The sequence below is a fragment of the Cohnella sp. OV330 genome (assembly GCF_900112065.1).
In the GTDB taxonomy this organism is placed as follows: domain Bacteria; phylum Bacillota; class Bacilli; order Paenibacillales; family Paenibacillaceae; genus Cohnella.
Window position 1 is genome coordinate 224,801 of sequence record NZ_FOKE01000007.1, and the last position, 23,374, is coordinate 248,174.

The window sequence follows — 23,374 nt, forward strand, 5'->3', positions numbered from 1 at the left end:
GGCCCGGAGCGGAAAGGAACATGGCATGGGCATGGAGCAGCTGCTTGAAAAAGCGTCGACATACATGAAGGAACAGGACTTAGAGCGCATCCGGGAGGCCTACGCGTACGCCGACGAGGCGCACCGGGGGCAGCTGCGCAAATCTGGCGAGCCTTATATTCTCCACCCCTTAGCGGTAGCGGAGATCATGGTTCAGATGCAGATGGACGTCGTCACCGTCGAAGCGGCGCTCTTGCACGACGTCGTCGAAGACACGACCGTGACGGTCGAGGACGTGCGCGGCGAGTTCGGCGAGACGATCGCAGGTCTCGTGGACGGGCTCACGAAGCTGGAGAAAATCCAGTTCCGCTCCAAGGAAGAACAACAGAACGAGAATTACCGCAAGATGTTCGTCGCGATGGCCAACGACATCCGCGTCATCCTCATCAAGCTGGCGGATCGCCTGCACAATATGCGGACGCTGAAGTTCCAGTCCGAGGAGAGCCAGCGGCGCATCGCGCACGAGACGATGGAGATATACTGCCCCATCGCGCACCGGCTCGGGATGAGCGCCATCAAGTGGGAGATGGAGGATATCGCGCTGCGCTATCTCAATCCGCAGCAATATTACCGGATCGCCAACTTGATGAAGAAAAAGCGCACGGAGCGCGAGCAATACATCTCCGAGCTCGTCGACAAGATCCGCGAGAAGCTCGAGGAGATGGGCATTCAAGGCGATATCTCGGGCCGCCCCAAGCATATCTACAGCATTTACAAGAAGATGACCGAACGCGGCAAGCAGTTCAACGAGATCTACGACCTGCTGGCGATCCGCATCCTCGTGGACAACGTCAAGGATTGCTACGCGACGCTGGGCATCATCCATACGCTTTGGAAGCCGATGCCGGGCCGCTTCAAGGACTATATCGCGATGCCCAAGGCGAATATGTACCAGTCGCTCCATACGACCGTCGTCGGGCCGACAGGCGAGCCGACCGAGGTGCAGATCCGCACCTGGGACATGCACCGTACGAGCGAATACGGGATCGCCGCCCACTGGGCCTACAAGGAAGGCAAGGATTCGGGCAACGTGGCGGGCAGCTTCGGCGACAAGATGAGCTGGTTCCGCGAGATTATCGAGCTGCAGCAGGAGACGAGGGACGCCGCCGAGTTCATGGAGTCGCTGAAGATGGATTTCTTCACCGATCTCGTATTCGTGTTCACGCCCAAAGGCGAAGTGTACGAACTGCCGGCCGGCGCCGTGCCGCTCGACTTCGCGTACCGGATTCACACCGAGGTCGGCAACCGGACGATCGGCGCCAAGGTCAACGGCCGGATCGTCCCGCTCGACCACAAGCTCAAGACCGGCGACATCGTCGAGATCCTCACGTCCAAGCACTCGTACGGACCGAGCCAGGATTGGCTGAAGGTCGCGCAGTCCTCGCACGCGCGCGCCAAGATTCGCGCCTGGTTCAAAAAGGAAAAGCGCGAGGAGAACGTGGCGAAGGGCCGGGACGCTATCGAGCGCGAGCTGAAGCGCCTCGGACTGGAGCCCTCCGAGTGGATGACGGACGACAAGCTGCTCGAGGCTGCGCGCAAGTTTACGTTTAACGATACCGAGGATATGATGTCCGCGATCGGCTTCAGCGGCATCACGGCCGCGCAGGTCGTCACCCGGCTGACGGAGAAGCTGCGCAGGGAAGCCGAAGAAGCGCAGCAGATCCAGCTGACCAACGAGGTCAAGGAAGTACGCGCCCCTTCGGCGGCCGCCGCCGCGAACCGGTCGCGCACGTCGAGCGGCGTCCGGGTCAAAGGCGTCGACAATTTGCTCGTCCGCTTCGCGCGCTGCTGCAACCCGGTGCCGGGCGATCCGATCATCGGCTACATTACCCGCGGGCGCGGCGTATCCGTTCACCGTTCGGACTGTCAAAACCTGCCGACGGCCGCCGAGGGCGAAGAGGCGCAGCGCGTCATCGAGGTCGAATGGTGCGAGGAGGTCGAGGCGAGCTACAGCGTCGAGATCGAGATCCTTGGCCACGATCGCCGGGGCCTGCTCAACGAGGTGCTGCAGACGGTATCGGAGAGCAAGACCAATATCGCGGCCGTCTCGGGCCGCTCGGACCGCAACAAGGTCGCGATCATGCACCTGACGATCCTGATTCGCAACAAGGAGCATCTTCAGAACGTGGTAGACAAGATTAAGCGGATCAAGGATATTTTCTCCGTGCAGCGGCTCATGCAGTAGGGATGCTAGACATGCAGCTGGAAATGTAAAACGACCATTGCGGCGGCCGACTCGGCCGCCGCTTATGCGTCCGGGAGGGGTTTAGACGATGAAGGTGGTTTTGCAGCGGGTGTCCGCGGCCCGCGTCGACATCGAAGGAAAAACGGTCGGACAAATCGGAGCGGGACTGCTGCTGCTCGTTGGCGTCGGTCATGAAGATACCGAGCGTGATGCCGCCTGGATGGCGGACAAGATCGCCGGCCTTCGCATTTTCGAGGACGACGGCGGCAAAATGAATTTGTCTGTGAAGGAGACTGGCGGAGCGATTCTGTCCGTCTCGCAGTTCACGCTGTTCGGGGATACCCGCAAGGGGAGGCGTCCGAACTTCATGGACGCGGCGAGGCCGGAGGCGGCTTCCGCGCTCTATGACCGGTTTAACGGGATGCTGCGCGAAGCGGGATTGACCGTCGAGACCGGCTCTTTCGGGGCGATGATGGACGTGACGCTGACGAACGACGGTCCGGTGACTTTGATTCTGGATACGAAGGAATAACGGATATAGTAGGAAGGGGCTTCGCTTGACCGGCTGCTCTTTCGATCTAAGCTGAATGGAAAAACGAGCCGAGGGCAACACTACGTATCGTTATTCTTTTCAGCATGGAAAGGAGCCGATCGTATGCGCCAGTCTCCGAAGGAAGCGCGGATGGATCGAGCGGGCAGGACGCTGCCGGGCGCGGATCGCCGCGAAGCGCAATCGTTGATGGGCGAGGAGTTCGCGGCGGAACTCGCGCCTCGGGATACGACCGGCGACGGCGGCATGCGCCCTCGCCGCCCGAAGCGCGGATGATCGCGAATGGGATCGTCGTCTGCAGCAGGTAAGATGAAGGCGTGCAGCCGACGGATCTACGTGCAGCCGACGGTACCGTTTTCCCGCGATTGTAACAAACCCGTAATGTTAGCTTCATCCGCCCTTAATGAATTCCGACTAATATAGTTGGTGACCCCCTTTTTCTATACAGCAACAAACTTAAGCCCGCTCGATTATCGAGCGGGCTCTTTCTTTGCCTATTTTCTCGCTGTCCGATTACTTGGCGAACATTTGCTTCTTGAGCTCCGCGTTGCGCTTCGCGAACACGTCGTTGTGCGAGGACACCATGCCATAGGCATTCGCTTCGGGCGTAATGTATTGCTTTGCCTTGTTGACGGCGTTCGCGGCGTCCTGGAAGGCGCCCGCGATCAGGTGAAGCTTGCCGTCATGCGCCAATATGTCGCCGGCCGCATAGAGGCCAGGCACGGACGTCTCGCTCATCGGCGTGCCGTCGATGCCCCAATCCGGTCTCATCCGGACGTCGATGTCGCTCTTGTCGAGCATATCGCTGTCGCGCTCGTAGCCATGATTGATGATGACCTCGTCGACCTGGAGCTCGACCGTGGATTCGTCTTCTACGTTTTTCAGCATGACGCTGCAGATCGCATCGTGATTTTCCGAAGCGACGAGTTTGTCGATCGCCGTGTTCAGCAGGCAGACGACGGTACCGCTGTTCAGCTTCGTGATCTCGGCTTCGTGGCCCTTCAACGTTTCCTTGCGGTAGGTCAGGTATACTTTCGACGCGATCGGTTCCAGCTCATTGGCCCAGTCGATCGCCGAGTTGCCGCCGCCCGAGATCAGGACGATCTTGTCTTTGAAGCGGGAGAGGGACTTGACGGTATAGTGGAGGTTGGACACCTCGAACCGGTCCGCGCCATCGATGTTGAGCTTGGTCGGCTTCAGGATGCCGCCGCCGACGGCAAGAATGACCGTTTTCGAATAGTGCTTGTCGCCAGAATCCGTGCACAGGACGAACAGACCGTCCTCGCCTTTGGAGATGGACGTGACTTTTTCCCCCAGGACGACTTCGGGGCTGAAGGTGAGGCCCTGCTGGATCAACTGCTTGACCAGCTGCTCGCCGGTCACCGGCGTGAGGCCGCCGACGTCCCAGATCATTTTCTCGGGGTAGACGTTGACCTTGCCTCCGAGTATCGGCTGATACTCGATGAGTTTGGTCTTCATTTCGCGCAAACCGCTATAAAATGCGGAGTACAGCCCGGCCGGGCCTCCGCCGATGATGGTGACGTCGAATACGTTCGGTTGCATATGCGATCGATCGCTCCTTTATGGTCGCGTATTGAGCCGGGCTGCAGGCAGTCCGCAGGACTCTTTTCCTTTATGGTACCATATTCTCATGAGAATGAGAATCGTTATTGATTCATTGCGCTCAGAATCTTTCCTAATTGAGGCCATTTCTTGACATGCCGGCCGGGCGGAGGGTAAAATGAAACTCAATTGTATCAAGCCATGGATTCAATGACGGGAACAAGTACTCCGGACCCACTTCTCCAGAGAGGATCGCCTTCAGGCTGCGAGCGATCCGCCGATGACCGGACGAACGACATCTCCGAGAACCTCCCGCGAACGGGCGGAAGAGAGGCGAAGCGCGCCGAAGCGCGGACGCCGGGATTCCGCGATCAGTAGCGAGCAGGCGTACGCCGGGCGTTAACCGGTTTTGAGAGCGATCGCGATCGCTTCCGCGTTATTTGCGGAAGAGCGCGTTCGAACGACGGGTGGTACCGCGGGAGCATATGAGGAGCTCTCGTCCCGGATGGCGCAGCGATGCGCCGTCCGGGACGAGAGCTTTTTTTGACGAATTCGAGAGGGTGGTGCAGCAATGGCATTCCAAAAGCCGCCGGGCACGCAGGACTTCCTGCCGGGCGCGTCCGAGCTGTGGCAATACGTCGAGCGGACCGCGAGGGAAGTCGCCAGAAAGTACAGGTTCAGGGAGATCCGCACGCCCGTATTCGAGGCGACCGAGCTTTTCCAGCGGGGCGTCGGCGAGACGACGGACATCGTCGAGAAGGAAATGTATACGTTCGTCGACAAAGGCGACCGCAGCATGACGCTGCGGCCGGAAGGCACTGCGGGCGTCGTCCGCGCCTATGTCGAAAACAAGCTGTACGGAGAGCCCGAGCTGTCCAAGCTGTACTACATCGGGCCGATGTTCCGGTACGAGCGGGCGCAAGCAGGCCGCTACCGCCAGTTCCACCAGTTCGGGGTGGAGGCGATCGGATCCGAGGATCCGGCGCTCGACGCCGAGGTCGTGGCGCTTGGCTATTCCTTCTATAAGGAAGTGGGCCTGACCGGCGTGACCGTCGACATCAACTCCGTCGGCACGCCCGAGGTGCGCGCGGCTTACCGGGAGACGCTGCTCGGCTTCCTCCGTCCGATCAAGGACACGCTGTGCAAAGACTGTCAGTCGCGCATGGAGCGCAATCCGCTGCGCGTGCTCGACTGCAAAGTCGACCAGGACAAGTTCGAAGGCGCGCCTTCGATCCTCGATAGTCTGGACGAGGCATGCAGCACGCACTTCGCGCTCGTTCGCCGGTACCTGGACGACATGGGCATCCCGTACCGGGTCAATCCGCGGCTCGTGCGCGGCCTGGACTACTACACGCATACGGCGTTCGAGTACAAGGCGAAGGGCATCGGCGCGATCGACACGATCGGGGGCGGCGGACGCTACAACGGCCTCGTCTCGCAGATCGGCGGCGAGGACCGTCCGGGCGTCGGCCTTGGCCTCGGACTCGAGCGCACGGTCATGCTGCTCGAGAGCCAGAACGCGAAGCCGGACTTCGGGCCGGCCGTCGACGTATTCGTGATCGCGCTCGGCGAGCGGGCGGAGCGGGAGACGCCGGGACTGCTCTACCGGCTGCGCGAAGCGGGCCTGTCGGTCGACAAGGACTACCAGGGGCGCAAGACGAAGACGCTGTTCAAGGCAGCCGACCGCATCGGCGCTCGTTATGCGGCCGTCATCGGCGACGACGAGCTTGAGCGCGGCGAGGTCGGGCTGAAAAACCTAAGGACGCAAGAGCAGCGGCAAGTGCCGCTCGCCAAGCTGGCCGAAGCGGTACGCGAATGGAACCAACAAGACGAAGAGGGGTTAGCGCAATGACGATGCTTAAAACATTTGACGCAGGCAAGCTGACAAAAGAACACGTAGGACAGTCCGTCGTGCTGAACGGTTGGGTACAGGGCTGGCGCGACTTCGGCGGCATTCTGTTCATCGACCTCCGCGACCGCAGCGGGATCGTGCAGATCGTATTCAATCCCGAATTTTCCGGCGACGCGCTGGAGCTGGGAGGACGCGCGCGCAACGAATACGTGCTCGCGGTGAAGGGCAAGGTCGTCGAACGCGATCCCGAGACGGTGAACGCGAACCTCGCGACCGGCGAAATCGAAGTGCAAGTGACCGAGGTCGAGATCATGAATAGCGCCAAGACGCCGCCGTTCCCGATCGAGGACGGCGTCGAAGTGGACGAGTCGCTGCGACTGAAGTATCGATATCTCGACCTGCGCCGTCCGGAGATGCAGCGCACGCTGTACCTGCGCTCCAAGGCGACTAAGGTATTCCGCGACTTCCTGGACGAGAACGGCTTCCTTGACGTCGAGACGCCGATCCTGACGCTGAGCACGCCGGAAGGCGCGCGAGACTACCTCGTACCGAGCCGCGTGCACCCAGGCGAGTTTTTCGCCCTGCCGCAGTCGCCGCAGCTGTTCAAGCAGCTGCTCATGATCGGCGGCATCGAGCGCTACTACCAGGTCGCCCGCTGCTTCCGCGACGAGGATCTTCGCGCCGACCGCCAGCCGGAGTTTACGCAGGTCGACATCGAGACGTCGTTCCTGTCGCAGGACCAGCTGCTCGGCATGATGGAGGAGCTGATGGCGCGCCTGTTCCGCGAGACGATCGGAGCCGAGATCGAGACGCCGTTCCAGCGCCTGACGTATTCGGACGCGATCCACAAGTACGGCTCGGACAAGCCGGACCTGCGCTTCGGGCTCGAGATCGAGGACGTCACCGACATCGTCAAGACGAGCGACGTCAAGGTGTTCGCTTCGGTCGCGGCCGGCGGCGGCGTGGTCAAGGCGCTGAACGCCAAGGGCTGCGCGAGCTGGAGCCGCAAGGAGCTCGACGACCTGCAGCCGTTCGCCGCCCGCTACGGCGGCAAGGGCATCGCCTGGATCACGGTCAAGGACGGCGAGTGGAAGGGGCCGATCGTCAAGTTCTTCAAGCCTGAAGAGATTGCCGCGCTGACCGAACGGCTGGGCGTCGAAGACGGCGATTTGATTTGCTTCTCCGCCGACAAGCTGAAGACGGCCGCCGACGTCATGGGCAACCTGCGCCTTAAGGTCGGCCGCGATCTCGGCCTGATCGACAACAAGAAGTTCAAGTTCCTCTGGGTCGTCGACTTCCCGCTTCTCGGCTGGGACGAAGAGGGCAAGCGCTTTGTCGCCGAGCACCATCCGTTCACCCGTCCGCGCGACGAGGACGTCGCGCTGTTCGATACCGATCCGGGCGCGATCCGCGCGCAGGCGTACGATATCGTCCTGAACGGCTATGAAGTCGGCGGCGGCTCGATGCGGATTTACCGCCGCGAAGTGCAAGAGAAGATGTTCTCCGCGCTTGGCTTCACGCTCGAAGAAGCGAAGGAGCGCTTCGGCTTCTTCCTCGACGCGTTCGACTACGGCACGCCTCCCCACGGCGGCATCGCCTTCGGCCTCGACCGTCTGATCATGCTGCTGACCGGCCGCACGAACCTGCGCGAGACGATCGCCTTCCCGAAGACGGCGAGCGCGACGGATCTGCTGACGGACGCGCCTTCTGGCGTCGAGCACAAGCAGCTCGAGGACCTGCACATTCGCCTCTCGGCCAAAGCCCTCGCCGCCCAAGCGAAGGCGGCCGCGCCGGCCGAGCAGTCCGAGTCCGAAGCCGGGGGCGAAGAGCCGGCTGCCGCCAAGGAATAACCGGATCTTAAGGCTAAGGGAGGAGCGATCCTATGCTGCACCAGTTCTCGCGCACGGAGCTAGCCATCGGACCCGAAGGACTCGAGACGCTTAAGGGGAGCACGGTCGCCGTGCTCGGGATCGGGGGCGTCGGCGGCATCGCCGCCGAGGCGCTCGCCCGTTCGGGCATCGGGCGCATCATCCTGATCGACAAGGACGTCGTGGACATCACCAACGTCAACCGGCAGATCCATGCGCTCACGACGACCGTCGGCCAGCCGAAGGCCGAGCTGATGCGCGACCGCATCAAGCTGATCAATCCGGATTGCGACGCGATCGCGCTGAAGATGTTTTATACGGAGGAGACGTACGAAGAGCTGTTCAAGTATCCGCTGGACTACGTGGTCGACGCTTCCGATACGATCTCTTACAAGATTCACCTGATCAAGCAGTGCCTAGAGCGCCGCATTCCGATCATCTCGAGCATGGGCGCGGCGAACAAGACGGATCCGAGCCGGTTCCAGGTCGCGGACATCTCCAAGACGACGGTCGATCCGATCGCGCGCGTCATCCGCACCAAGCTGCGCAAAGAGGGCATTAAAAAAGGCGTCAAGGTCGTCTTCTCCACGGAAGACCCGATCAAGCCGCGCGAAGACGTAACCCAGCGCATCGTGCCGGACACGGCGCCGAAGGAAATCCGCAAAGCGCAGCAGCCGCCGTCCAGCAACGCCTTCGTGCCGCCGGTCGCGGGGCTCATTATGGTGAGCGTCGTCTTCCGCGAATTGGTGGAGGCGGGCCGTAAGAAAGAATAGACGCGTAGACACGCGTAGACATGTAGCCCCCTAACTGTACAATCAAAAAGCCTTCTCCGGATGCCGCCAATCGGCGCTCCCGCAGAAGGTTTTTGCGCATTTCGGCGGTTGTTTCGCTGCAGCAAGACCCAATTTAGCGGCTCGCGCCCAAATTGTGCCATTGTCCCTGTCACTCCGCAGTTGTCCTTCATACACTGGATCATCCTTGTCGTATGGAGGTGTAGAGTCATGAGCAAGCAATCGTCCGCAAGCGGGAAAAACGTACTTCTCGCATCCAAGTGCAAGCCGCATCCCAAAAAGCATCGCAAGCACCCTAAAAAGTGCGGCTGCAAGCCGCACCGCAAGCATCGCGAAGACCACCACAGCCACCACAGCCACCACAGCCATCGGAGCCATCATCATTCCGGCTCTGGCGCGGCACCTGTCCGTCCCGAGCCGATCGATCCGATCGGGGGCGGCCTTGGAGGCATCGGCAGCCTGGGCGGTCTCGGCGGGCTAGGCGGCCTTGAAGGCGGCCTCGGCTGGGGAGCGGAATCCGGGCTTGGTTCGCTCGGCGGAATCGGCGGCCCCGGATCCGGCCAAGACGGACAACATCACTCGTATTCGGGCTCGCATTCGCACCGCTCCGCAAGAACGGCGTCCGCGAAGCGCGGCCGTAAAAACCGTTAACGCGCATTTGCGCGCGATCGTCCCGGAGCTGCCGCAAGCCGCCATCGTTCGATGGCGGTTTTTCTTTTTCGTCAGAAAATGTCCCTGCAATGGCGAACCGTCACGTTCGCCCGCCGCCCGAATAGGCTATCCATAATCCTAGAGGGCGAGCGGCCCGGAGCGGAGGCGAGGCTCGTGCCCTTACCGGTCAGAATGCTGCGCGTCTCGGACCGTCATTTGGCCGAGATGGAGAACAACCTGTGGAACGGACGCTTCGTCCCCGCAGCGATGGAGGGCTGGCGCGCAGGCGCCGCGAGCGTCAGCGTCCGCTACAGGGGAGGACATACGCGCGCGTATCCGAAGCGGTCGTTCGAGGTCGCCTCGGCCGAAGGAACGCGCCATTACAATGCCGAGTTAGACGATCCTTCGATGATCCGCAACGCGCTGTCCTTTTGGTTTTTGGATCGCGTCGGATTGCCTAGCCCCTCGGCCCGCCACGTACTCCTAGCGCTCAACGGCGCGCCGCTCGGGGTATATTTGGAGATCGAGTCGGTGGACGCCGATTTTTTCCGAAAAAGGGGGCTGCGCGCTTCGAGCCTGTTCTATGCGGTCAACGACCGTGCGGACTTTAGGGCGGCACCGCGCGCGTCGCTGCTGGACGGCTACGAGTACCGCTTCGGCGGACGCGGCGAGCGGGAGCGGCTGCGCGGATTTATCGCCGGCCTTCACCGGCGGAGATCGCCTGCGGAGACGGCTGCCTATCTCAGGTCCCGCCTCGACATCGACAATTATTTGCGCTGGCTGAGCGGCGCCGTCCTCACAGGCAATTACGACGGCTTCGACCAGAACTACGCGATCTACAGGAACCGGGCCACGGGCCGTTGGTCGATGGCACCGTGGGATTACGAGGGGACCTGGGGACGCAATTGCTTCGGAAAATCCGTCGACGCGGACCTGGTGGAGATCGGCGGCTACAATTCGCTGACGCGAAAACTGCTGAGCGACAAGTCGTTAAAGCAACGCTATAAAAATTTGCTTCGGACTTTGCTTGGGACCGTCTTCACGGAGCGTTCGATCATGCCCCGCGCCGAAAAGCTGCATCGGGAGATCGCCCCGTACATGCGCGCGGAGCGGATTGCGCGCGGCGCTTATGCAGGATTTTTCGACGAACTTAAGACGATCCGGCAGTACATTCGCGACAGGCGCGCGATTCTGCTGCGGGATTTGAAGCGACTGTAGGTATTTTCCGCTGCCGCATGCAGGAACGCCAGTTCCCGTGTCGCTTCCGATAAAGCCTCCCGTCTGATAAAATAATAGGATGGGAAAGGCGGGAATACGATGGATTTGTTCAGCTACGGTGAAGAAAAGCGACCGACTGCCAGGCTGCTGGCCGACCGGATGCGTCCGGAGTCGCTCGACGAATATATCGGTCAAGCGCATATCGTAGGACCGGGCAAACTGCTGCGCAGGGCGATCGAAGGGGACGCGGTCACGTCCATTTTGCTGTTCGGTCCGCCGGGCTCGGGGAAGACGACGCTCGCGCATATCATCTCGAAGCGCACGGAAGGCGACTTCGTCCGGCTCAATGCGGTAGACGCGTCCGTCAAGGACGTGCGCGAGGTGATCGAGCAGGCGGAGCGCAACAAGAGCATGTACGGCCGCAAGACGATCCTGTTCCTGGACGAGGTGCACCGGTTCAACAGCGCGCGGCAGGATGCCCTGCTGCCCGCCGTCGAGAAAGGCATCATCGTGTTCATCGGGGCGACCACGGAAAATCCGTACCATTCGGTCAACGGCGCCCTCTTGTCCCGCTCCACGATGTTCCGACTCGAGGCGCTGACGAAGGCGCATTCGCTCGAAGCGATGCGGCGGGCGATCGCGGATCCGGTCAAAGGACTTGGCTTTATGAAGCTCCACGTCGACGAGGAAGCGCTGGACCATATCGCGTCGATGGCGAACGGCGATATCCGGCGGGCGCTGACGGCGCTCGAGTTGGCGGCGGTCACGACGCCCTCCGAGCCCGACGGCTCCGTCCGCGTGACGCTCGAGGTGGCGGAGGAGTCGATCCGCCAGCCTACGATCCAGGCGGACGAATCGACGCAGTATGACGTGCTCTCGGCTTTTCACAAGAGCGTGCGCGGGTCGAGCGACGCGGCGCTGTATTGGTTTTTGTACGCGGTCGAGCGGCTTGGCATGGATCCGATGACGTTCCTTCGGCGTCTGACGGTGGCGTGCAGCGAGGATATCGGACTGGCCAACCCGCAGGCGATGGTGCAGGCGGTAAGCGCGATGGAGGCGTATCACCGGATAGGCTGGCCCGAATCGAAGTTTATCGTCGCCCAGGCGATCCTCTTCGCTGTCGAGAGCCCGAAATCCAATGCGATCGCGGCGACGATCGGCAAGATCGAAGCGTCGTTCGAGCAGACCAAATCGGCCGAGGTGCCGATGCATCTGCGCGACGGCCATTACGGCGGGGCCAAGAAGCTCGGGCATGTCGGCTACAAGTATCCGCACGATTTTCCGGGCCACTACGTGGAGCAGCAATATTTGCCCGATAAGCTGAAAAACAAGACGTTTTACGAGGCGACCGAGCAGGGAATGGAGGACCGGATCCGTACGAACCAAATGCGCAGAAAGAAGGCGGAGCGTACCTGAATTCGATAGCCGTCTCGCGAAATCGGACAGGCCGACAAGCCTGCACCGCTTCCAAACCGCCGGGATCCGGGATATGAGGCCTTTAAGGGGCATTCATGCCGCATAGAAGCGGATTCAGGGCCGGGCGGACCGCTTCTTCTCCCGTTTTCGGCCCGATGCTGCGTTTGACGCGGCGACCGAACATCGACTAAGCTTAGAGTATTAATCGGAACGTTAAGCCGTATTCTTTGTTTTTTGAATTTAAAGGAGGTGCACCTGTTCTCCGTCAGGGGGGCAGGGACAATTTGGAAGGTGACCCTTTTCCGGTTGCGGTGAATTTACTCTTAATCCTCGTTTTGGTGTTCCTGAACGGCTTTTTCGTCGCGGCGGAGTTCGCGATGGTCAAGGTCCGCGGTTCCCGCATCGATACGCTCGTGCAGGAGGGGAACGCCCGCGCGCGCTTCGCTTCGCATTTGACCTCACATTTGGACGCTTATCTGTCCGCGTGCCAGCTCGGCATCACCTTGGCCTCCCTCGGTCTCGGCTGGATCGGCGAACCGGCGATCGCCGACGTGATCGAGCCGCTATTCGCAGCGGTAGGACTGCCCGAATCCTGGATCCATCCGGTATCCTTCGTCATCGCGTTTACGCTGATAACCGTGCTTCATATCGTGCTCGGCGAGCTTGCGCCCAAGACGCTGGCGATCCGCCAGGCGGAGAAAATTACGCTTTGGACCGCAGCCCCGCTCATTTTTTTCGCGCGTATCATGAATCCGTTCATCTGGCTGCTTAACGGGATGGCCAACGGCCTGCTCCGCCTGTTCGGCATCGCGCCTGCGTCCGAATCTTCGTCCGCGCATACGGAAGAGGAGATTCGCATTCTCATGAAGGAAAGTCACGAGAGCGGCATCATCGACAAGACCGAGCTTGCGCTGATGGACAATATTTTCGACTTTGCGGATACGAACGCACGGGAGATCATGATACCCCGCACGGAGATGGTATGCTTGTACGCGAACCATCCGTTCGAAGCGAACAAAGCGATCGCGCTTAAGGAAATGCACACCCGTTATCCGCTTTGCGACGACGACAAGGACGATATAATCGGTTTTATTCATATCAAGGATCTGCTTAAGCTGCCCGATAACGCCGTGCACGATATCCGCGAGCTGGTCCGTCCGATGACGACGGTGCCGGAGAGCATGCCGATCAGCACGCTGCTCAAGATGATGCAGAAGCGCAAAACCCAGATCGCGATCCTCATCGACGAGTATGGCGGCACGTCAGGTCTTGTCACGCTAGAAGACATCATGGAAGAGCTGGTGGGCGAGATCCAGGATGAATTCGACGAGGAGCGCCCCGAGATGGAGCGGGTGGACGAATACACCTATTCGGTGAGCGGACTCGTCCTGATCGACGAGGTCAACTCGGAGTTCGGCCTTGCTATTCCTTCGGACGACTACGATACGATCGGCGGTTGGATGTACTCCCAAATCGAGATTCCTCCGCGCAAGTACCAGACGATCGAGCTGGAATCCGGCTACCGCTTCGTCGTGACGGAGATCGACAATCTTCGGGTGTCGCGGATCTCGATCATTCGTCCCGAGGCGTATGAAGGCCATTCGCCGCTGCAGGCTTCGGGTTAAACAAGTTAATTCGGACGCAAAGCATGCGCCGTTCGCACCCCGTGAGGGTGCGGGCGGCTTTTTTGCGTTCAGACAGGTAGCCGGAATTGGCGACTTGTTCGTAAAAAATCGACACCAGCGCAAAAAAGCCGCCCTTTTTAAGGAGCGGCTTCTTTGCTCATCGGCTTATTCTCCCGGCCTGCGCAAATGCACGAGCATGAATCCCACTGCCGCGATCAAGGCGGAGACGGCGCCTGTCCGGAATACGGTGGAAAGGCCATAAGCGTCGAACAGCGCGCCTCCGACCGTGCCGGCGATAAGTCCCGCGATCCCGGTCCACACGACGCTGAACAGCGCCTGTCCGGACGACCGGTAGGCATCGCTGACGATGGACTGCATATAACGGAGCGCCGTGATGTAGTAGATGCCAAAGGTCACGCTGTGCATCGCCTGCACGGCGATGAAGCCCGCCGGCTCGTGGATGACGCTTATCAGCGCAAGCCTGACCGCATATAGCAGACTTGCGATTGCGAGCAGGGGGAGTTCCTTGAATCGATTGCCGTAGCGCGCAAGCAAAAAAAATACGGGGATCTCGCTAGCGGCCGACGCGAGCCAGGCGTACCCGATCAAGTCGTCGCTCGCCCCCAGGTCGCGCATCGCGACGCCGAGGAAGCCTTCGTTCATCCGGTGAGCGATCGATACGAACGCGACGAGCAAGAAGAACATCAAGGTGTCTCCGCGCTTGATAATATCGATCAAACCGCCGAACCGGAATTTGCCGACTTTGGTTTGAAAGTCCGCGAGGCCGAGCGAGATGAGCAGCGACGCGCACACGGTGCCGAGGGCCAGCCAGAGCGTCCAGTCGGAGCTCGTCTGCTTGAGCACGTAGCCGAAGACGAGCGAGCACACCGCAAAGCCGAGCGATCCGAACATGCGGATCGAAGCGAAGCTGCGATTCATCGTGCTCGCGGCGAGCAAGGACATGCTGTCCATCATGGCGTTAACCGGCGTCTGGAACAGGTACATGAGCGCCATGATCAACGAGATATGCACGAATTCCTTCTGCGGCAGCAGAAGGGCGAGCGCGACGATCTGACCAAGGAAGATCAGGTTCAGCACGCGGCGCAGACCCTGGGTCTTGTCGCTGACGATGCCGGCCAGCAGGTTGGCAAAAATCGACATCATCGGTCCGACCGAGTAGACGGCGCCGATCTGCAGCTTCGTGAATCCGAGGTCGTAGAAGTATAAGGGGAAAAACGTAGCGATAAGCGTCTGCGTAGCGTAGTTGAAAAAATGAAGGCTGCGCAGAACTGTGAGTTGGGAAGAAAAGAAATTCGGTCGTTTCATCTCGTTGTATCCTCTCCCGGCATGGCCGCTAGCGTATCTAAATTTTCGGATCTCATGGCGCGTCTGAACAACCAATAAAGCAGTCCGAGTTCGGCGATCATGCCGCCCGATTGGGCGAGTGCGCCGAGTATGCCTGTCCAGCCGGGCAGCGATACCGTCAGCACGATGATAAGCGCAGTCGTCACGACCGCGTTGCCCGTCTGGGAACCGAACATCAGCTTCGTCTGGCCTTTGGACAGGATGATGCCGTTCAGCGTGTCGAGCCACGGGAAGATCAGCACGAAAGGAATGAATCCGCGGAGCGCGATCATGCTCTCGGCGAGCAGCCTGCCGTCAACGCCGAGCAGATGCGTCAGCATCCATTCGCCTGCAGGGGTGAACGCGAACGCGGACAGCAAAACGGCCGGCGTAAAGCCGATGAGCAGTACGAATCGCTTGACCTGTCGCGGATCGGTTCGATAAAACTGGAGCGCGATCTGGTGGAAGTAAGTAAAGAAGCCCAGGCACAGATTGGTCAGGCTGCCCGCTACGGCGAACGATGAGATAGACAGCGTGCCGCGGTCCGTATTGCCCAGCAAGGCGTTCAAGATGGGCGGTACCCAGACGACGATGAAGGAGGAGAAGAGGAGCGGATTGTAAAATCGCAAAATCTGCCGGGGACTCCGAACTTCGCATTCGGGCGATTCGGGCGGCAACCGGCGTGCCAGATTCCTGCCCTCGAGCCAGCTGACGAACGCTTCGATCATCATGCCGAACACGAAGATGACGGCGCCCTGCGTGGAGCTGGTGACCCCGATATGCAAAATGTACTGCGCCATCAGGAACATGCCGCCGAGACGGAACACCATGCCGATGGTCAGCCAGCGCGTTCTCATTTTATAGATGATGACCCCTTGGTACAGGCAGCGAATGCCGGAGAAGATGCTGAGGAACATCAGGACGTGGTAAACCCCTACCGCCGCGTCGGCGACTTCGGGTTCGGCGCCGTAGGCGCCTGCGAACACGAGCGTACCGACCGGCGTGTAGCCGATCATCGCGCCGAAAACGAGCGAAGCGCCGAAGACGATAAAGGCGACCTTCAGAATCGCCCGATACGATACGCGGTCGCGCACGAGGGCGGAGCAGGTCTCGCGGAAAAGGACGGCGGGACGTTCGCTGACCGTCAGCAAGCTCATGGCCGTCGCGTAACCGGCGATGACCAGCTCAGGATCGTCGGCTCTGGCGAGCGTGCCGTTGATGATGACGTGCGATAGATTGATCAACACGGCGGAAACGCCGAGCGGAATGAAAAATAAAAAGAGCGTCCGGAGCGATACGCGGTCAAGATGTTCAGGCAACGAGGTCATCTCCCATTCAAGCTACTCGGATATTATAGCAGTGTTAGCGACCAAGCGGGCCGTTTTCAATACTTTTTCACTGGATTTACCCCATGCGAAATGATAAATTATTAAATGATGCAAGGCAGGCTGAATGTGGTGATTCAAGTGTCGGCATACGATGCATGGTTGGAAGCCCAGTTCGCGCTGGACGACCGGCTCGGTATCCCGCTGCCCCGCTTCGGCGTGCCGTGGGAAGAGATGAACGCTCTTGAGCGGGCTGGCGTCGTCGAGCGTTGGGAGCTGATCCGGGGGCGCATACCGGATGCGATCATGGCGCGCGAAGCCGAGATTCGTCGTCTGCTCGCCGAATTGTTCGAAGAAGAGGACTTCGTTCGCTGCTGCTCGCTCAATGACGAGATCGCCGAGACGGCGAGCGTTATTCACGACTTGCAGATCTGGTATCGCACGCAGCAGGATCTTGAAGAAGAAAACATCAAGCGGCACGGTTAACGGACCGCGAGGATGCATGGAGGTACCGCGTGAGGGATGAAAGATGGCTGGCGCGGACTTCTCCGCGCGGCCCGATCTCGCTGATGGTCCGCGTTTACTGGTACATTCTGCCTGAAGTGAAAGTCGCGTTGGACGGATGGAAGGACCGGGCGAACGCCATACCCGACCCCGAGCTGCGCAAGCAAGCGTTGGCCAGCATCGCGTCCAAGAAGTTTCACTGTCAGGGAGGCGCCGTATACGCAGCGGCGAATCTCGGCAAGAGGGACGTGCTCATACCTCTCATCGTAGCGCTGCAGACGATTAGCGATTACTTGGACAATTTATGCGACAGGAGCACTTCGCTCGACCCGGCGGACTTCAGGCTGCTTCACGAGAGCATGCTGGACGCCGTGACGCCGGGGGCGCCGATTCGCAATTATTATGCGCTGCGGCAGGAACAGGACGACGGCGGCTATCTGGCCGCGCTCGTCGCGCGCTGCCAGGCATGCACGGCGTCTCTGCCGGCGTACGGCTCGGTACAGGGTCATGTGAGAGAGCTCGTCTCCCTGTACGGAGATCTGCAAGTGTACAAGCATATCGCGCACGACCGGAGGGAGCAGGCGCTGCTGTCGTGGTGGGAGCTTCATGCGAACCGCCATCCCGGCCTTCTCTGGAACGAGTTCGCCGCCGCCACCGGCTCCACGCTCGGGATGTTCATGCTTTTCCTCGCCGCAAGCGAAGACGAACATTCGCCGGGCATGGGCCGCGAGATCGCGGAAAGTTACTTTCCCTCGATCAACGGCCTTCATATCTTGCTCGATTATCTCATCGACCAAGCCGAGGACGAGCAGGGCGGCGATCTTAATTTTTGCAGCTATTACGACGATCAACAGCAATTGAACGAGCGGCTGCTGCGCATGGTCAGGAGCGCGCGCGCCTCGGCGGACCGCCTGCCGGCGTCCGGCTTTCACCGGATGATCGTGGAGGGTCTGGTCGCGCTGTACTTGTCCGATCCGAAGGTCAAGGGACAGCGCCGCGTGCGGCAGACGGCGAAGCAGTTGATGAAGGGCAGTCCTTGGACGCGGTTGTTTTTCTGGCTCAACAGCCATCTCATACGCAAAGCGATGTAACAGCAAAGGGGAAGAAGACGATGGGAGCAGTTCAAAAAATCGCAGTATTAACGAGCGGTGGAGATTCTCAGGGGATGAACGCGGCCGTTCGGGCCGTCGTCCGCAGCGCGCTGTTCCGGGGACTTGAAGTGTACGGCGTTCAGCGCGGATACCAGGGCCTCTTGAACGAAGACCTGCGCCAGATGGATCTGCGCAGCGTCGGCGACATTATCCAGCGCGGCGGCACGATCCTGCAGACCGCGCGCTGCAAGGAATTCTTGACGCCCGAAGGCCAGCAGCGAGGCGCCGACGTGCTCCGCAAGCACGGGATCGACGGCCTTGTCGTCATCGGCGGCGACGGCTCCTACCAAGGCGCCAACAAGCTGAGCAAGCTGGGGATCAAGACGATGGGACTGCCCGGCACGATCGACAACGACATTCCGTTCACCGACTTCACGATCGGCTTCGACACGGCGACCAGCATCGTCGTCGACGCGATCAACAAGCTGCGCGATACGATGACCTCGCACGAGCGCTCGTCGGTCGTCGAGGTCATGGGCCGTCACTGCGGCGACATCGCCCTCTATGCCGGACTTGCCAGCGGCGCCGAATCGATTCTTGTGCCGGAGGTGCCGTTCGACATTCGCGAGATCTCGCAACGCATGCGCGAGAACTTCCAAAACGGCAAGCGCCATAGTATCGTTCTCGTTGCCGAAGGCGTGTGCGGCGGCGACGAGATCGCGCGCCAGATCACCGAGCACAGCGGCATCGAGCCTCGCGTGACGGTGCTCGGCCATATTCAGCGCGGCGGCTCACCGACGCACAACGACCGGATCCTGGCCAGTCGGCTCGGAGACTTTGCCGTCGAACGGCTCGAAGCGGGCGATTCGGCCAAGGCGTGCGGCATCGTCAAGGGCCAACTGGTGACGACAGATATCGATACGGTCGTTTCTACCAAAAAGTCGTTCGACATGGACCTGTACAATTTGGCGATCCGTCTCGCTCAATAAAGCGAACCTCGCGAAAAGACCCTCTCGGCCGGCGGCGGCCAAGAGGGTCTTTGAGTTTGATAGTAAGATGGCTGTAAACGTACGAGCAATGAGGCTAATATTGGACGCCTGACGTATAGCGGTTGGTCGCGTTCCACAGGAGATACTCGTCGACGCCGCTGTCATGCAGCGCCTTGATCTGAGCCTGCACCTCGGTCGCGCCGTATTTGATGTAATGCCCGCTGCCAAGCCAGCTGGCCGTGAAGTCCTGGATCCAAGGGCGTATGACCGGCTTGGCGTCCGCGAGGGGCGCAAGCTTCTTGTTCGTATCGACCATCGCGCCTTTGATCGTGGCGTACGGCGCTTTGTCCGGATCTTTCTGCTTAAACCAACCTGTGCTGTAGTGGCTCGGGTAGATCATCGGGCTGATGACGTCGACGTTCGACGAGATCTTGCCGAAGTCCTGGCCGATTCCCTCGGCGGCCGGCACGGAGGCGGCATACCCGAAAATGTCGACCGATACGCGAACGCCAAGCGGTTCAAGCTGTTCCTTGGCGTAATTCACGAAGCCGGAAACGACATCCGTGCGGGATTCGTCCGTTTTCGTGAACTTGAGGCCGTCCGCCTTTTTCTCGAAGCCTTCGGGGAACCGCACGTAGTCGAACTGGATCTCCTTGAAGCCCAGCTTGGCCGCTTCCTTCGCGACGGCGATGTTGTAGTCCCATACTTCTTTTCGGTACGGATTGACGAAGCTGTCCTTTTTCCCGTTTTGCCACACGGTCCCGTTCGCCGTGACGAACGACAGCTCGGGATGCTTTTTCGCCAGCACCGAATCCTTGAAAACGACGATCCGGGCGATCGGATACACCTCGTGTTTCTTAAGGGTATCCATCAGGGCGCCGATATCCTTGATGAACCGCATCGGCGTACCGAGCTTCTGCAGTTCGGGATTGTCGGTCTTGTACGTGATGTAGCCGAGGTCGTCCTTGATATCGATGACCATGGCGTTCAACGCCGTTTTGTCGAGCAGGTCGAGCAAGGTCGACATTCGTTCGCCGCCGGCGCTATAGGCAGTGACGTATACGCCCTTTACCTTGGGCGCGTCGGGTTGCGGATCCGCATGCGGTACGCCCGCTTCCCCTCCGCTTGAGCCGCCGTTCACGGGCGTCGGCGAAGGTTTAGGCGTCGGCGATGCGACGGCGCCTCCGCTTACCTGCGATTTTTCCAGATTGCTCCATGCCACTTGCCACAAATGGCCCAAAATGTTTCCGCTTTCCGGCTTTTGCTGCGGGTGTCCCCATGCCGATTGGAGAACCAGCAACAGCGTCAATAACACATTCATTTCACTCTCTCCCCGCTTGCTCTTCCCAACTGTAACCCGATTATAAACGAGTTCAAACAGTGGATACAGAGGTAATTTGTAGAATATTATCCGGTCGCGAAGAGGACTGCGGAACTAGATCCGGAGCGGGCTTATGACTGAGGCTGGATGATTGTGTCAACGGTTCGCCATCGCCTGCATATAGTGGTATGATCTAATGGTATGCTTCCGTCGCGCATCGTATAGCCGCGGGGCCGGCGGCTATTTTTGCCACGTCGCCTGCCTGATTGGGATCGGGAATTCGCGTTAAAATAAAGACCTCGTTCCTCCTTCAGCGGATCGCGTAGGTCGGAGGTTGGAGCAATTGTAGCGCTTGCAAAAGAACGGCCTGCCGGAGAGCTTAACCCTCAGGGCAGATAGCTGGAGTTTGAAGGCCGTTTTGTGTTATAATGATCTGTATATTTTTTTGGCAGAGCCGTTAGTTGATGGACCGGCACCGTTAGTTGATGGCCCCATAACAGAAGGAGTATGAAACTAATTTGAGTAAATTTACGGATTTTGGTTTGGAAAGTGATGTCCTGCAAGCAATTTCCCAGCTCGGATACGAAGACGCTACGCCGATTCAGAGCCAGGCGATCCCGGTAGCCCTCAGCGGCCGCGATATGATCGGCCAAGCGCAGACGGGTACGGGCAAGACGGCCGCCTTCGGCATTCCGCTGGTCAGCAAGATCCAAGCTTCCGAAGACCGCATCGTGACGCTGGTCATGACGCCGACTCGCGAGCTCGCCATTCAGGTGGCCGAAGAGATCGAAAAGCTCGGCCGTTTCAAGGGACTTCGCTCCCTCGCGATCTACGGCGGTCAAGAAATCGGACGCCAGATTCGCGGCCTGAGACGCAAACCACAGATTATAATCGGCACGCCGGGCCGTTTGCTTGACCATATCAACCGCAAGACGATCAAGCTGGAGGACGTTCAGACAGTCGTTCTTGACGAAGCCGACGAAATGCTCGACATGGGCTTCATGGAAGACATCCAATCGATTCTGAGCCTTGTACCGGCCGAGCGCCAGACGCTGCTCTTCTCCGCCACGATGCCTGCCAACATTCAGAGGCTGGCTCAGCAGTTCCTTCGCACGCCCGAGCATATCTCGGTTATTCCGAAGACGTCTACGACGGCCAGCTCCATCCAACAATTTTATGTCGAAGTACAAGAGCGCATGAAGTTCGACGCGCTGTGCCGCCTGCTCGACATGGAACCGCCGGAGCTCGCGATCGTTTTCGGACGCACGAAGCGCCGCGTAGCCGAGCTGTCCGAAGCGCTCATGAAGCGCGGATACGCCGCGGACGGCCTGCATGGCGACCTGTCGCAGAACCAGCGCGACGCGGTCATGCGCAAGTTCCGCGACGGCAGCATCGCCGTTCTGGTCGCGACGGACGTCGCGGCGCGCGGTCTAGACGTTTCCGGCGTCACGCACGTCATTAACTTCGACTTGCCGCAGGATCCGGAGAGCTATACGCACCGTATCGGCCGTACCGGCCGCGCGGGCAAGGAAGGCACGTCGTGGTCGTTCGTCACGTACCGCGAAATGGAACACCTGCACTTCATCGAGCGCGTCACGCGCTTCCGCATCGCGAAGAAGGCGCTGCCGACCGTCGCCGAGGCGGTAGAAGGCAAGCAGCGCGTCATCGCCGACCGGCTCATCGAAGCCGTGAGCGCGGAGGACGCGGATCTCGATTCCTTCAAGGGCATCGCGACCGAATTGCTCGAGCGTCATGATTCCGTCGAACTGCTGTCTGCCGCCATCAAACTTCTGGCCGGCGACAAGAACGACGTGGCCGTAGAGCTCACGCCTGAAGATCCGATCCGCTCGAAGAAGCGCAAGTTCGGCGATCGCGGCGGCAGCGGCGGCGGTTATGGCGGTCAACGTCGCAGCGGTTATGGTAGCGGCAGTGGCGGTCAAGGCGGCCGCAGCAGCGGCGGCTATGGCGGCAGTGGCGGTGGTGGCTACAGAGGCGGCAGCAGCGGCGGCGGTTATAGCGGCGGCCAAGGCGGCCGGAGCAGCGGCAGCAGCAGCGGCAGCAGCTACGGCAACCGCAAGCCTTATAGCGGCGACTCCCGCCGCGAAGACAGCTACCGTGACGGCGGCCGTCAAGGCGGCGGACGTCGCGAAGATTCGCGCGGCAGCCGGAGCGAGGATTTCGTTAATATCTAACACCCGATTTATTTGAAGGGCTAGGTGCGCGGGCGGTGTCATCCGCATGCGCACCTTGCCGTATATCAGGAGGCGTGTCTCATGGAAATGCGCGGCATGATGGGCGGGTTCTACAAGATTTCCGAATGGATCATGCGCCTGTCCGTTACAAATGTGCTGTGGGTGCTGACCTCGCTGCCGGTGTGGTTCTTCCTCGTTTTCGGCGTATTGAGAGCGTCTACAACGGACGAGCTGGTCGCCATGCTCATTCCGATGGCTGTGCTGATGCCTTTCACCTGGTTTCCGTCGACCTCGGCCATGTTTTCCGTCGCCCGCAAATGGGTGATGGGCGACACGGACGTTCCGCTGCTTAAAACCTTTTTCCGCAGCTACAAGCAGAATTATCTGCAGGCGATGCTGGGCGGAGTGCTGTATTCGCTGCTGTTCGTGATCCTGATCGTCGACTATCAGGTGTATTTGAAAAAGTTCGAAAATCTTGGCGTGTTGTCGATCCTGTTCCTCGCGCTGATGGTGCTGCTTCTCGTTTCGTTGTTCCAATTTTTCTCGCTGCTGTCGCATTTCCACATGAAGACGGTTCAACTGCTCAAAAATGCCGTCGTCCTGACGATCGGCAAACCGCTAAGATCGTTGTCCACGGCGGTCGGCAGCGCGGTCATCGTTTTTATCAGCTTCAAGTACACGTTTTTAATTCCGTTTTTCATGGGGAGCCTCATCGCCGTTTTCGCCTTTTACAACTTTTATCTGACCATTCAGAAGATGCAGGCGATGGCGAACAAAGAAGAGGACCCGCTTCCGATCGAGGAATCGCCTACCCGTGACGAGGACATGCCCAAGGTTTAGCTCCCGAAGA

General features: G+C 60.0%; 19 protein-coding genes. 15 read left to right on the plus strand and 4 right to left on the minus strand.

Annotated elements, in window-relative coordinates; translation table 11 throughout:
- The first annotated feature begins 25 nt into the window (after nt 1–25).
- The 3 genes from BM235_RS18110 (at nt 26) to BM235_RS32090 (ending at nt 3,050) form a co-directional block, all read left to right on the plus strand.
- Nucleotides 26–2,224, plus strand: coding sequence for a RelA/SpoT family protein (locus tag BM235_RS18110; RefSeq protein ID WP_090115631.1), 2,199 nt, complete (start codon nt 26–28; stop codon nt 2,222–2,224).
- A gap of 88 nt (nt 2,225–2,312) precedes the next feature.
- Nucleotides 2,313–2,756, plus strand: a complete 444-nt coding sequence (gene dtd / locus BM235_RS18115) for a D-aminoacyl-tRNA deacylase (protein WP_090115632.1) — start codon at nt 2,313–2,315, stop codon at nt 2,754–2,756.
- Nucleotides 2,757–2,879: 123 nt separating this feature from the next.
- Nucleotides 2,880–3,050, plus strand: a complete 171-nt coding sequence (locus tag BM235_RS32090) for a hypothetical protein (protein ID WP_158544023.1) — start codon at nt 2,880–2,882, stop codon at nt 3,048–3,050.
- Nucleotides 3,051–3,287: 237 nt separating this feature from the next.
- Here BM235_RS32090 and BM235_RS18120 read toward each other — a convergent pair whose 3' ends face one another.
- Nucleotides 3,288–4,337, minus strand: a complete 1,050-nt coding sequence (locus tag BM235_RS18120; protein WP_090115633.1) for an NAD(P)/FAD-dependent oxidoreductase — start codon at nt 4,335–4,337, stop codon at nt 3,288–3,290.
- A gap of 571 nt (nt 4,338–4,908) precedes the next feature.
- On the opposite strand from BM235_RS18120, the gene hisS reads away from it, so the two are divergent.
- From hisS to BM235_RS18155, 7 genes are all read left to right on the plus strand, one after another.
- Nucleotides 4,909–6,189 carry a histidine--tRNA ligase gene (hisS, locus tag BM235_RS18125; protein WP_090115634.1) on the plus strand — a complete coding sequence of 427 codons (1,281 nt, stop codon included), beginning with the start codon at nt 4,909–4,911 and terminating at the stop codon, nt 6,187–6,189.
- Nucleotides 6,190–6,191: 2 nt separating this feature from the next.
- A complete protein-coding gene (aspS, locus tag BM235_RS18130) occupies nt 6,192–8,039 on the plus strand; it encodes an aspartate--tRNA ligase (RefSeq protein WP_177244247.1) in 1,848 nt (615 codons plus the stop codon).
- A 32-nt stretch (nt 8,040–8,071) separates the two neighbouring features.
- Complete coding sequence (locus BM235_RS18135) at nt 8,072–8,830, plus strand: tRNA threonylcarbamoyladenosine dehydratase (protein WP_090115636.1); 759 nt, start codon at nt 8,072–8,074, stop codon at nt 8,828–8,830.
- A gap of 228 nt (nt 8,831–9,058) precedes the next feature.
- Nucleotides 9,059–9,499, plus strand: coding sequence for a hypothetical protein (locus BM235_RS32095; RefSeq protein ID WP_090115637.1), 441 nt, complete (start codon nt 9,059–9,061; stop codon nt 9,497–9,499).
- A gap of 174 nt (nt 9,500–9,673) precedes the next feature.
- Nucleotides 9,674–10,717, plus strand: coding sequence for a CotH kinase family protein (locus tag BM235_RS18145; RefSeq protein WP_255374453.1), 1,044 nt, complete (start codon nt 9,674–9,676; stop codon nt 10,715–10,717).
- A gap of 99 nt (nt 10,718–10,816) precedes the next feature.
- Nucleotides 10,817–12,133 carry a replication-associated recombination protein A gene (locus tag BM235_RS18150; RefSeq protein WP_090115638.1) on the plus strand — a complete coding sequence of 439 codons (1,317 nt, stop codon included), beginning with the start codon at nt 10,817–10,819 and terminating at the stop codon, nt 12,131–12,133.
- Between the two features lie 284 nt (nt 12,134–12,417).
- Nucleotides 12,418–13,758, plus strand: a complete 1,341-nt coding sequence (locus BM235_RS18155) for a hemolysin family protein (protein WP_090115639.1) — start codon at nt 12,418–12,420, stop codon at nt 13,756–13,758.
- A gap of 165 nt (nt 13,759–13,923) precedes the next feature.
- On the opposite strand, the gene BM235_RS18160 is transcribed toward BM235_RS18155, so the two are convergent.
- Both BM235_RS18160 and BM235_RS18165 read right to left on the minus strand, forming a co-directional pair.
- Entirely contained in the window at nt 13,924–15,084 is a 1,161-nt protein-coding gene (locus tag BM235_RS18160) for an MFS transporter (protein ID WP_090115640.1), read from the minus strand.
- Nucleotides 15,081–16,421 carry a multi antimicrobial extrusion protein MatE gene (locus BM235_RS18165; RefSeq protein WP_369803525.1) on the minus strand — a complete coding sequence of 447 codons (1,341 nt, stop codon included), beginning with the start codon at nt 16,419–16,421 and terminating at the stop codon, nt 15,081–15,083. The genes BM235_RS18160 and BM235_RS18165 overlap by 4 nt, the downstream gene beginning before the upstream one ends.
- Nucleotides 16,422–16,559: 138 nt before the next feature.
- Between BM235_RS18165 and BM235_RS18170 the strand changes: the two genes are divergently transcribed.
- The 3 genes from BM235_RS18170 to pfkA all read left to right on the plus strand — a co-directional run bounded on the left by BM235_RS18170 (nt 16,560) and on the right by pfkA (nt 19,011).
- Nucleotides 16,560–16,913 (plus strand): hypothetical protein, encoded by a 354-nt coding sequence (locus BM235_RS18170; protein WP_255374455.1) that lies wholly within the window; start codon nt 16,560–16,562, stop codon nt 16,911–16,913.
- Nucleotides 16,914–16,996: 83 nt separating this feature from the next.
- Nucleotides 16,997–18,022: a tetraprenyl-beta-curcumene synthase family protein gene (locus tag BM235_RS18175; protein WP_090115750.1), complete on the plus strand. Its 1,026-nt coding sequence runs from the start codon at nt 16,997–16,999 to the stop codon at nt 18,020–18,022.
- A gap of 20 nt (nt 18,023–18,042) precedes the next feature.
- The gene (gene pfkA / locus BM235_RS18180; RefSeq protein ID WP_090115642.1) at nt 18,043–19,011 is read left to right on the plus strand and encodes a 6-phosphofructokinase; all 969 of its coding nucleotides are present in this window, start codon (nt 18,043–18,045) and stop codon (nt 19,009–19,011) included.
- 94 nt (nt 19,012–19,105) lie between these two features.
- On the opposite strand, the gene BM235_RS18185 is transcribed toward pfkA, so the two are convergent.
- On the minus strand, nt 19,106–20,332 hold the full coding sequence (locus BM235_RS18185; protein WP_090115643.1) for a putative glycoside hydrolase: 1,227 nt from the start codon (nt 20,330–20,332) through the stop codon (nt 19,106–19,108).
- 518 nt (nt 20,333–20,850) lie between these two features.
- Here BM235_RS18185 and BM235_RS18190 point away from each other — a divergent pair.
- A complete protein-coding gene (locus BM235_RS18190; protein WP_090115644.1) occupies nt 20,851–22,524 on the plus strand; it encodes a degradosome RNA helicase CshA in 1,674 nt (557 codons plus the stop codon).
- An 81-nt stretch (nt 22,525–22,605) separates the two neighbouring features.
- Entirely contained in the window at nt 22,606–23,364 is a 759-nt protein-coding gene (locus BM235_RS18195; protein ID WP_090115645.1) for a YesL family protein, read from the plus strand.
- Nucleotides 23,365–23,374 lie beyond the last annotated feature (10 nt).

Excerpts from the sequence above, each read along its gene's own strand:
- BM235_RS18110 (WP_090115631.1), top strand. The coding sequence starts at position 26 with ATGGGCATGGAGCAGCTGCTTGAAAAAGCGTCGACATACATGAAGGAA.
- dtd (WP_090115632.1), top strand. The coding sequence starts at position 2,313 with ATGAAGGTGGTTTTGCAGCGGGTGTCCGCGGCCCGCGTCGACATCGAA.
- BM235_RS32090 (WP_158544023.1), top strand. The coding sequence starts at position 2,880 with ATGCGCCAGTCTCCGAAGGAAGCGCGGATGGATCGAGCGGGCAGGACG.
- BM235_RS18120 (WP_090115633.1), bottom strand. The coding sequence starts at position 4,337 with ATGCAACCGAACGTATTCGACGTCACCATCATCGGCGGAGGCCCGGCC.
- hisS (WP_090115634.1), top strand. The coding sequence starts at position 4,909 with ATGGCATTCCAAAAGCCGCCGGGCACGCAGGACTTCCTGCCGGGCGCG.
- aspS (WP_177244247.1), top strand. The coding sequence starts at position 6,192 with ATGCTTAAAACATTTGACGCAGGCAAGCTGACAAAAGAACACGTAGGA.
- BM235_RS18135 (WP_090115636.1), top strand. The coding sequence starts at position 8,072 with ATGCTGCACCAGTTCTCGCGCACGGAGCTAGCCATCGGACCCGAAGGA.
- BM235_RS32095 (WP_090115637.1), top strand. The coding sequence starts at position 9,059 with ATGAGCAAGCAATCGTCCGCAAGCGGGAAAAACGTACTTCTCGCATCC.
- BM235_RS18150 (WP_090115638.1), top strand. The coding sequence starts at position 10,817 with ATGGATTTGTTCAGCTACGGTGAAGAAAAGCGACCGACTGCCAGGCTG.
- BM235_RS18160 (WP_090115640.1), bottom strand. The coding sequence starts at position 15,084 with ATGAAACGACCGAATTTCTTTTCTTCCCAACTCACAGTTCTGCGCAGC.
- BM235_RS18175 (WP_090115750.1), top strand. The coding sequence starts at position 16,997 with ATGGTCCGCGTTTACTGGTACATTCTGCCTGAAGTGAAAGTCGCGTTG.
- pfkA (WP_090115642.1), top strand. The coding sequence starts at position 18,043 with ATGGGAGCAGTTCAAAAAATCGCAGTATTAACGAGCGGTGGAGATTCT.
- BM235_RS18185 (WP_090115643.1), bottom strand. The coding sequence starts at position 20,332 with ATGAATGTGTTATTGACGCTGTTGCTGGTTCTCCAATCGGCATGGGGA.
- BM235_RS18195 (WP_090115645.1), top strand. The coding sequence starts at position 22,606 with ATGGAAATGCGCGGCATGATGGGCGGGTTCTACAAGATTTCCGAATGG.